The 9,474-nt window shown below is 62.9% G+C and carries 7 protein-coding genes; 1 reads left to right on the forward strand and 6 read right to left on the reverse strand.

Annotation, left to right across the window (positions count from 1 at the left end):
- Positions 1-26: 26 nt before the first annotated feature.
- The 6 genes from H582_RS26130 to H582_RS0105610 form a co-directional block, all read right to left on the reverse strand.
- Positions 27-731 (reverse strand): PadR family transcriptional regulator, encoded by a 705-nt coding sequence (locus tag H582_RS26130; protein ID WP_052332993.1) that lies wholly within the window; start codon positions 729-731, stop codon positions 27-29.
- Between the two features lie 339 nt (positions 732-1,070).
- Positions 1,071-2,264: an MFS transporter gene (locus H582_RS0105590; RefSeq protein WP_028597747.1), complete on the reverse strand. Its 1,194-nt coding sequence runs from the start codon at positions 2,262-2,264 to the stop codon at positions 1,071-1,073.
- 144 nt (positions 2,265-2,408) lie between these two features.
- Complete coding sequence (efeB, locus tag H582_RS0105595; protein ID WP_028597748.1) at positions 2,409-3,638, reverse strand: iron uptake transporter deferrochelatase/peroxidase subunit; 1,230 nt, start codon at positions 3,636-3,638, stop codon at positions 2,409-2,411.
- Complete coding sequence (gene efeO / locus H582_RS0105600; RefSeq protein WP_052332994.1) at positions 3,635-4,786, reverse strand: iron uptake system protein EfeO; 1,152 nt, start codon at positions 4,784-4,786, stop codon at positions 3,635-3,637. Before efeO ends, efeB begins: the two co-directional genes overlap by 4 nt.
- A 38-nt stretch (positions 4,787-4,824) precedes the next feature.
- Positions 4,825-6,312: an FTR1 family iron permease gene (locus H582_RS26135; protein ID WP_052332995.1), complete on the reverse strand. Its 1,488-nt coding sequence runs from the start codon at positions 6,310-6,312 to the stop codon at positions 4,825-4,827.
- A gap of 156 nt (positions 6,313-6,468) precedes the next feature.
- The gene (locus H582_RS0105610) at positions 6,469-7,455 is read right to left on the reverse strand and encodes a cation diffusion facilitator family transporter (RefSeq protein ID WP_028597750.1); all 987 of its coding nucleotides are present in this window, start codon (positions 7,453-7,455) and stop codon (positions 6,469-6,471) included.
- Positions 7,456-7,793: 338 nt separating this feature from the next.
- Here H582_RS0105610 and H582_RS0105615 point away from each other — a divergent pair, with 338 nt between their 5' ends.
- Positions 7,794-9,110 carry a hemolysin family protein gene (locus tag H582_RS0105615; protein WP_028597751.1) on the forward strand — a complete coding sequence of 439 codons (1,317 nt, stop codon included), beginning with the start codon at positions 7,794-7,796 and terminating at the stop codon, positions 9,108-9,110.
- Positions 9,111-9,474: the final 364 nt, after the last annotated feature.

The following is a 9,474-nucleotide window of genomic DNA, read 5'->3' on the forward strand; positions in this document are numbered from 1 at the left end:
TTGGCTGGCCCGCAGGCAGCCGGCCTTCAGGCAGGATCGGCGTCCGAGCCGTCGCCGGCCTTCGGCGCCGGCTTCGATGCCGGCTCCAGCAAGCCGTCCAGCTCCCGCTCGAGCCGCTCCATGAGCGCCCGGAATTCGGCGGTCGAGGCCGATTCCGGCTGCAGGCGGGCGCTTTGGTTCAACGCCGCCAGCTTCTGGATGACCGCCGGATGCTCGCCCATGAGCTCCCTCAGCGCCAGCTTGCCGCGCCTCGGTTCATGCCGCTCCCGATGCTCGAATTCCCGGCCGCCGCGTCCACGGTAGCTCCAGCCTTCGCCCTCGCGCGATTCCTCGCCGCCGCTTCTCTCGCGAAGCGCGGCCTCGCCCTGCTCCGTGATGTGGTACAGCTTCTTGCCGTCCGCATCGGTATAGCCTGCCAGCTGCATGTCCTCGAGCAGCTGCAGGTTCGGATAGATCGAGCCGGCGCTTGGGCTGTACAGCCCGCCGGTGCGCTCCTCCATCTCCTTGATCAGCTGGTAGCCGTGCTTCGGCCCGGTCTTCAGCAGCTCCAGCAACGCAAACTTGAACTCGCCCCGCTCGAAGAAGCGCCGCTTGCCCTCGCCCCGTCCGCCGCCGAAGCCGCCTCCATGCGGATGGAACGGATGGCCGCGGTGATGCCAGGCCCGCCCGCCGTGATCCTTGCCGCCGAAGCGGCCACGATGCCAGCCATGCCTGCCATGCTCATGTCGCATCCAAATCGCCTCCAATACGATATATCGTAACAACCTCAGTTTAATACGATATATCGCATTGTGTCAAGCGATCGCGGTCAGCCTTCTGTCCCGCCGATACGAAAAAGCCCGGCCAGGGCGGCAAGGTCATCGAGTCAAGCTTAACTTGATGACCTTGCCGAGGCGGCCGAGCTTTTTCGCATATCCAATGAGATTCTATTGCTTTTGAGTGACCTGGGCTTTTACCGATGAAGAATTTTCCTCAATACCGTATTCCCTTCGGCTCTGGGACCGAATACATCCGGGATGACCATTGTGGCCTGAAACTTTTCCATGAGGCAAGGTAGAGTTTGATTTTAATCAGGTCCGTCCGGCAGCCTTCATCGCGAGCCGAGCGTTCAGCCGCTCCGAGCAGAGCCACATCGCCGCCGCGGAGAGCAGCAGGTAGGCCGGCAGCAGGCTGACTGCGAACGTGCCGGCGATCAGGCCGAACAGCGGCGGCAGCAGCGTGCTGCCCGTGTAGGCGACGGCCATCTGGTAGCCGATGATCGTCTGCGCCGGTCCCGAGCCGAAGCGAGCCGGCGTCTCGTGCAGCATGCACGGGAAGATCGGCGCGAGGCCGAGGCCGATGACGATGAAGCCGGCGAGCGAAAAGACCGGCGGCAGCGGCGCGAGCAGCAGCAGCGTGCCGACGAGGGCGAGCGCCTGGCCGCCGCGGATGAGCGAGCGGTTGCTGATCCGCACCGTCAGGAAGCCGGTCAGGAAGCGGCCGACGGTAATGCCCCCATAATAGAAGGAAATCCATTTGGCCGCCTCGTCCGAGGCGAAGCCTTTCGTGCCGACGAGATAGCTGCTGCCCCATAGGCCGAGCGTCGCCTCCACCCCGCAGTAGAACAGGAACGAGCCGAGCGCGAGCTTGACGCCGGGCAGGCGGATCGGCTTCACGGCCGCTCCGGACGATACGGTCAAGTCGCTGGCTTCGTCGGCGCCTTCCCCCTGTCGGGAACGGGCGACTTTTTTCCAAAGCGGCAGCGAGGCGAGCAGCACGGCGACGAGACCAAGCTGCAGGTACGCGACATGGGCGTATCCGTCGCGCCAATCGCCGCCCTGGATCGCCTGCGCCATGATGACCGGGCCAAGCGTGGCGCCGACGCCCCAGAAGCTGTGCAGCCAGCTCATATGGCGCGCGGCGTAGTTGGCGGCGACATAGTGGTTCAGGCCGGCGTCGACCGCGCCTGCCCCGAGTCCGAGCGGTATTGCGAACAGCGCCAGCCAGCCCCAGCCGGGCGAAAAGGCGAAGCCGAGCAGCGCGAGCGCCGTCATCGCGACGCTGACCAGCGTGACAGCGCCTGTGCCGAAGCGGCCGATGAGCCGGCCCGTCGCCAGGCTCGAGAGGATCGTGCCGACCGTAATCGTCATGGACAGCAGGCCCGCCGCTCCGAGCGGCGCCCCGAGCGGACCGTGCATCGCCGGCCAGGCGGCGCCGAGCAGCGAGTCCGGCAGGCCGAGGCTGATGAACGCGAGATAGATGATGAGTAGAAAAAAGGTAGCCATGATGCGTTGTTCTCCTGTCGGCATAGGATCGTGAAGCTTTTTTCAGTTTGGACCTTCCCGCCCGGTTTGATCAAGCGTTTTTTGCCGATGCGCGCAAAAAAGCCGTTTCCGCTCGTGCGGAAACGGCTGCACCGGACGCGTACATCAGCCCTCCAGCAGCGCCTGTCCGATATACCGCCCCTCCCGGATGCCGCCTGGAATTGCGAACAGCGCCGATGCGGTATGCTGCGTGTACTCGTTCAAGCGGTCCCGCGACTGCATGAGGCGCAGCATCGGCACGAACTGCCGGCGCGGGCTTTGCTGGTAGCTGAGAAAGAGCAGCCCGGCGTCAAGCTGCCCGGTTCGAGGATCGACTGCTCCGGCGTAGGAGAATGCGCGTCGATGGATGAGCTGCCCGGACTGCTTCGCAAGCGCGACATGGGAGTCGGGAGGCAGCCGGTCGGACTGCGGTGGATCGAATTCGTCCGTGCTTCCATAGGCGGCGCCGGACGCCTTGAAGCGGCCGAACGTATCCTGCTGCGCCTGCAGCGAGCTGCGATCCCATACCTCCAGCAGCATGCGGATTTTGCGGTAAGCCAAGTACGTCCCTCCCTGCATCCATGCCGGCTCCCCCGCTCCGGCCCACACGACCTGGCGCCGCCCTTCCTCGCTGTCATGCAGCCGGTTCGCCGTGCCGTCCTTGAAGCCGAACAGGTTGCGCGGCGTGCCGCCTCCGGACGGAGAGCGCAGGAAGCCCTCCTCGATCCAGACGAGCGTGGCCGTGCCGGAAGCGAGGCGGATGAGATTGCGTACAGCATGGAAAGCGACCTGCGGGTCGTCGGCGCAAGCCTGGACGACAATGTCGCCGGCCTCGAATGCCGGATCGAGGTGATCGCCGGGCATGGACGGGATCGGTTCTAGCTCGGCGGGCCTGCGGGAGTCGAGGCCGAAGCGGTCCTTTCCGCCTTGAAGGAACAAAGTCGGTCCGAAGCCGAACGTCAGCGTCAGCCGGGCCAGATCCAGATCGAAAGCTTCCCCGGTATCTACGGGAGGCAGCTGATCGTTGCCGCTGTCCTGACGCCATCGTCCTGCCGTCCGCTGCGAGGCGAACTTCGTCCACTCCCGCAGCATCCGCGACAGCTCCTCCCTTCGGCTGGCGACGACGCGAAACGCAGCCAGCACGAGAAAGCTTTGCTGGGGCGTGACGATGCCGGACTGATGCTCGCCATAGAAAGGAAGCGGCTCGTCCGCTCCGGCGGTGCCGGAAGCCGCGCCCCTGCCGATCGCTCCCAAAACCGCGCCCGCTCCCCCGCCGCCGATCGCCAGCGCCGCACCCGCGACGGCCGACAGCTTGAGGAAGTCGCGGCGCGACAGCGGCTGTCGGTCGCCGGTCATCCGAGCAGGCCCGCCGTCTGCGTCATGGAGTCGGACAAGCCGCTCAGCTTGTCGCTGATCGCACGGATCTGCTCGGTCGTCAGCTTGTCGTAGGCGATGTAGCCGTCGCCTTCCCGATGCGAGAGGAGCAGAGCTTCCATGTCCTGGAACTGAGCGTCGAGCCTCGAGGCCAGCTCCGGATCATGCTCGTTGAGCGCAGGGATGATCGCCAGATAGACCGTCTTCGATCCGTTCACGTTCGCGGCCAGATCGACGAGATCGGTCTTCGAGTAGATCTCCTCCTCGCCGGTTATTTTCGAGGTGGCGGCTTCGTTGATCAGCTCGATGGAGCCGGCGACCATCGTCTTGGCGTCCAGCTTGATGGCCTTCACTTTTTCTGCGAGCTCCTTCGTATCGGCGACGAGCTGATCGGCGTAGACGCTCATGCCGTCTAGCGAGCCGTCGGCCCAGAGCGCTTTCTCGATCCGGTGGTAGCCGGTCCATTCGCTCTCGTCCTCGACATCGGCCAGCCTGGCGTCGATGCGCGGATCGAGATCGCCGAAGCTTTCCGCGACCGGCTCGATCGTCTCGAAATAGACGCGCGCCTTGACGTACTCCGCCTTGGCCCGCTCCATGTCGCCGGACTTGACTGCCTCCGCGAAAATGGCGGTCGCTGCGGCTAGAGCATCCGCCTGCTCCTTGACGAACGTCTCGTAGCCGGCAACCGCCTGATCGAGCAGCTCCGAGGAGGACGCTTTCGACGGCTCCGCCCGTTCCAGGCGGTCCAGCGCCTGCATCAGGCTGCGCGCCGACTGGCCGAGCTCGCCGAAGTCGATCTTGTCGTAGGCGGAGGCCGAGAAGACCGGCATTTCATATTTCTCCACCTCCGTGTACTCCAGCGGGAACGTCTGGCGAACCGCATTTTCGTAGGAAAGCCACTGATCGTTGATTTCCTTGCCGAGCCGCTTCGTTTCGTCCGCATTTCGGTCGTCGATCGCCTTTTGCAGCTTTTCGGTCTCGATCTTCAGCTTGGCGGTGCTGCTCTTAATCGAGTCGAGCGGTTCGACCGCTCCGCCGGCTTCGTTCTTGCCCCCATTGCCGGAGCAGGCGGACATCAGCAGCAGGCCGCCCAAGCAGAGAGCGGCCCAAGTACGGGAATGAGTAGACATGCAGCAATTCTCCTTTGAGTCGTATTGTTCGTTGGCGATTAGGACAACATCTGCTTGGCCGTCGATCGCGCGCGCCGGAGAGGCCGAAGCGCAAGCGCGACGAGCGCCGCAATGACAAGCGCAAGCTGCGGCCAGGTGCTGGTCCAGGACGGATACAGGCTGATCGAAGCCAGCTCCGGAAGCCGGCTGTCTGAGGCAAGCGGCAACATGCCTGCCATCTGGAGGCTGTGGATGCCGGAGCCGAGGAATTTGAAGCATAGGTAGAACACGACCGCGCTAGAAACCAAAAATAGAGGCCGCAGCGGCAGTCTCGTCCCTGCCAGCTTGATCGCTCCGGCGACCGCCGCGAGCATCGCCAAGCCTGCTGCGAGGCCTGCCAGCAGCATCGGCAGCGAAAGCTTGCCGGCGAGCCCGATGAGGAAGATCGCCGTCTCGACGCCCTCTCTGGCGACCGCCAGGAAGGCGAGCGCCGCGAAGCCGATCCCGCTGCCCGCCGAGCTTGTCCGGTCGGCTCGCGTCCGCAGCCGCGCGCCGCGCCGCCGGATGTCGGCTTGCCGATGGAGCCAGTAGCTGACATACAGGAGCATGACGCTTGACAGCAGGCCGGTCCAGCCGTTCAGCAGCATGCTGCTCGTGCCGGCGACGGCGCTCGTCAGCCAGATGGCGATGGCTGCGGCGGCTCCGATGCTGACGAGCAGTCCGACCGCAGTGCCGGCAGCGATCCATCGCTTGGGGCGTCTAGCGGAGGAGCGGTCGGCCGCGATGCCGAGCGCTCCGATGACGAGCACCGCCTCCATCCCCTCCCGAAACGGAATGAGCGCCGCGTCGAGCCATGTGAAGCCGGCATCGGCGAGCGGAGCGAGCGACTGCGCCATCCGGCCGAGCACCTCCGAGGCGAGCGGTCGTTGCTTCTCGTTCGTCAGATAGGCGTCCGCCAGCACGAGATCCCGCTCGGCGTCATGATAGACGGCTGCGGACTTGCCGACGACATCGCCTTCCACCGACAGCCACTCCTGCTGCAGACGCTTGACGAGCCGCGAAGCCTCGGCCCATTGCTGACGATCCGCCAGCGCCTTCGCCTCCAGCAGCTGCGTGGAATAGCGCGAGAGCGTCATGCCGGAGCTGCCTTGCGCATAAGCGCCATCTTCGTAGGCATGCAGGGAGAAGCGCAGCGAGGACGCGGCGTCGGCCGCCTTCTCCGCTTCGTTGCCGAGCAGCGCCAGCGACAAGGCCGCGATCTGCCGGTCGATCTCGAGCGCCAGATCGAGGGACTCCGACTTCACGCCTGCCTTATGGCCGGACCACCATTTTTTGAGCTCCTTCGCCGCACTCTGCGCCCCCGCTTCATCTTGCAGCTGCAGCTTGTCGTACAGCCGATCCGCGATGGCCGCGGCTCCTGCTTGCGTGCTTGTCGCCGCAGCCGCAGCGCTTGCCGCAGTCAAGATGGCGCACAGGCCTAGCACAAGAGTCAGCGCCAGAAGCATGGAGAAGCGACGCGGACGGCTTGCTTCATCGCTTCGGTCCATTGCGTCCCCCTCTTTCATTGATAACCATTATCATTTGACAGTTAAATCTTATAGTTGTGAATAGTTGATTGTCAATTAGAAATATCAAGTCCGGTTTTCGAGAACGAAAAAACCGGCCTCCCGATAGGGGAAGCCGGTTCGTGCCGCATCACTGCATCAGTTTTCCGTCGCCGGCTGCCAGCGCTTCACGCCGTCGTCCTCGACGATGCCGAGATTGACGTCGACGATGTTGGCATCGGCCAGCAGGCTGTCGCGCACCCGGTACTTGATGTCGTCCGCGTCCGCGAGCGACAGGCCGGAGACGAGCTCGATCGTGCCGTCGACATGATAATAGCGGCCTTCCTGAATGATCCGCAGCTGGAAGATGTCCGTCACCTGCGGATCGGCGACGATGATCGCGGCGACCCGCTCCTCCACGTCCTTCGGCGCGGCGACGCCGATCAGGCCGACCATGTTGTCGTAGCCGACGCGGAAGGCGACGCCGACCATGAGGAAGCCGATCAGGATCGAGGAGATGCCGTCGAGCAGGGCGAAGCTCGTCAGCGAGGTGACGACGACCGCGATGAGCGCGAGCAGCGCGCCCGTCGTGGCGACGAGGTCCTCGTAGAACACGAGGCGCGTCGGCGGCGCGGCGCGGCCGACGTTGCGGAACGCCGCCGACACGACGCCCATTCCTTTCGCCTCTACCCTCGCTTCATGCGTAATTTCCTTCATCGCCTTGATCAGCACAAACAGATCGACCGCGAGCGAGAGCAGCAGCACGCCGACATTGAGCCAGAAGCCGCTCGACTCCGACGGATGCTTCAATAAATGAAAGCCCTCGTGGATCGTCTCGTACGCCATGATCGTCACGACGAGCACGGCGATCATGCAGAAAATATTGATCACCCGTCCGAAGCCGGTCGGGAACCGCTTGGTCGGGCTTTTCTCCGCGAGCACGCTGCCTCCGAAGACGAACGCCTGGTTGATCGCATCGGCGATCGAGTGCATCATCGAGGCGAACATCGCTCCGCTTCCCGTCGTCGCGGCCGCGATTCCTTTTACGATCGCCAGGCCGGTATTGCCGACCGCCGCCGTGCCCGACGAGGTATTTCCTTTCTTGACTAGCTGCCAGAAGCCTGACTGTTCCGCAGAGCTGCTCATCGTTTCCTTTACCTCCCAAAATTTTCAGACTGAGCGATTATACGCCGGCTTGGCCCGATCGGGTTCATAAAATCGTCACAGATGATTTTAACCCGGATCGGCCGGTTTGGAACATCCTGGCTTCACCAGCGGTTAAACCATCCCGAACATGGACATAGTAGGCGCATCCTGCCGAATGTTTGAACAGAATGTGAACGCTTCGAAAAGATGGGAACAGAAGGCGGCCCTCGTTCGTAGAACGTCTTGGCTGCAGCCGACAGGCGCGGGCCTGTCCGAGCCGCATGCCGCTGCTTTTCATTTGAATGGGAGGTGAATCCCTCGCCCATGAGGGAAAGAACGTGGATGCTGTGACCGCCGTCAACCTATTGATTCTGGCCCTATTGATCGTTGCTACCGCCTTTTTTGTCGGCTCGGAATTCGCCGTCGTCAAAATCCGGATGTCCCGCCTCGACCAGCTGATCGCGGAAGGCCATCCGAAGGCGCCGATCGCCAAAAAAGTGGCAACCGATCTGGACTACTATCTGTCCGCCTGCCAGCTCGGCATCACCGTCACCGCGCTCGGACTCGGCGCGATCGGCAAGCCCGCCGTCGAGAGTCTGCTTATGCCGGTGTTCAACTGGCTGGACCTGTCGGCATCCGCCGCGTCCGCCGCTTCGTATGCGATCGCGTTCATGCTCGTGACGTTCCTGCACGTCGTCGTCGGCGAAATGGCGCCGAAGACGCTCGCGATCCAATTTTCCGAAAAAATGACGCTGCTGCTCGCCGGCCCACTTTATTGGTTCGGCAAGCTGATGTACCCGCTCATCTGGGCCTTGAACGGCACCTCCCGCCTGCTGCTGCGCAGCGTGGGCATCCGGCCCGCGGGACATGAGCAGGCTTATACGGAGGAGGAGCTCCGACTCGTCCTCGCCCAAAGCTCGGAAGGCGGCGAGATCCGCGCCGAGCAGCTCGATTACCTGGACAATGTGTTCTCGTTCGACGAGCGCACCGCCAAGGACGTCATGGTGCCCCGCACGTCGATCGTCGCGATCGACAGTAGCATGGAGGCCGAAGCGATCATCCGCCTGCTCGACGAATCGAACTATACCCGCTATCCCGTCGTCGAGGGAGGCAACCGCGACCGCATCCTCGGCGTCGTGAACGTGAAGCGCATGCTGCCGCATATCGTCGCCGGACGCCCGCTCGAGCTGCAGGCTTTCCTGCGGGACGTCCCGTCCGTGCTTGAAGTGACGCCTCTGCAGGAGGCGATGAAACGAATGCAGCAGGAGCGCATCCATATGGCCGTCGTCATCGACGAGTACGGCGGCACCTCCGGCATCCTGACGATGGAGGACATCCTCGAGGAGCTCGTCGGCGAGATCCGCGACGAGTTCGACGCCGACGAGATCGCCGACATCCGCTCCCTTGGGGACGCGGAATACGAAGTGAGCGGACTCGTGCTGCTCGACGAGCTCGAGCAGGAGTTCGGCCTGCGTTTCGAGGAGCAGGAAGACGTCGATACGATCGGCGGCTGGATCCGGCTGCATGCCGGAGAAGCTCCGGCCGTCGGCGACCGGATCGAAAAGGCCGGCGCCGTCTGGACGGTCGCCGAGACCGATCCGTTCCGCATCACGCGCGTCAAGCTGCAGCTGCCTGCCCGCACCGAAGCCGAATAAGTCTTTCAAGGGGTCCATCCAACATTTTGACGAAAATATACTCTAAGGATTTTTCTATATAAAAAAGCCAACGTTTCTTATACTTAAGGAATCACCGACTATTTGAGGTTGATCTTATTTCCGATTCTTTTCTCTTTTATATTCTTGGTAATCCCCCTAGCCCTTGCAAAGTAGGGAGGGTTTGCTTCTTTTGGATGGAATCATTTGGATAGATTGAGGCTAATAAATTTCAAGGTTTCTTAGCGTACGCTTTCCGCGTTTTGTTGGCAATACCCCGGTTGACTGTCCAGGGCAAGGGGAGCGAAAACCCGTCCTCCTGCATATATCAAACATAGGGTAGCTACACCTCCTTTGTCATGGACCT

It is taken from the genome of Paenibacillus pasadenensis DSM 19293, from assembly GCF_000422485.1.
Classification (GTDB): domain Bacteria; phylum Bacillota; class Bacilli; order Paenibacillales; family Paenibacillaceae; genus Paenibacillus_O; species Paenibacillus_O pasadenensis.